At 34.5% G+C, this 603-nt stretch carries 1 protein-coding gene; it reads right to left on the bottom strand.

Annotated elements, in window-relative coordinates; genetic code table 11:
* Positions 1 to 13: 13 nt before the first annotated feature.
* On the bottom strand, positions 14 to 603 hold a 590-nt coding region (locus MOY_RS16360; protein WP_193391971.1), incomplete at its 5' end, for a glycosyltransferase family 29 protein.

Here is a 603-nt window from a genome sequence, read left to right as displayed (position 1 = left end):
ACCATCTCCAAATTTATTTAACAATTTTTTCAAAAAGAGATCTTTCATTATTCCAGTCATGCCTTACCGATCTATTTTTACTACTGTTATATTGACTATCTTTTCCGTTACTCTGATCTGTTAATTGGAAACCAAAGATCTGTTTTTTATCAATAGGTCCAATTAAAGTATAAATCCAATACAAGATTTGCAAGCCAGCACTCGCAGGACTATGAAGCTCAGAGACAAGCTTGCTATAGACTTTAAATGGCACTACACCCACTTGATTATAAGTCTCGACAAAATGTTTAAAAGTTTCTACTCCATCATCCATACGACTGAGCCAATTAGCGCCACTAATTATCACAAGATCAAGATCATCTTCTGATCGTGCATCCATATTTAGCATGTTTTTCGGCATACGAACCCACACATTAGTCTTAGAACCATAATCTTTGCAATATGGATGACCAGTGTCATAAGCGTTAAAACGAATCACATAATCATAACTGTCAATTGTAGTCCCTTGTGATTCTCCTATTTCAATAGGAGAATTTCCAACGATACAAAAAGAGTTGGAATTTTCTCTAATATAGTTTTCAAACCCATGAGTAGCTGAAATTA

The sequence above is a fragment of the Halomonas sp. GFAJ-1 genome, from assembly GCF_000236625.2.
Classification (GTDB): domain Bacteria; phylum Pseudomonadota; class Gammaproteobacteria; order Pseudomonadales; family Halomonadaceae; genus Vreelandella.
The sequence above is the reverse complement of the archived record's forward strand: the minus strand, read 5'-3'. Positions and strand labels throughout refer to the sequence as shown.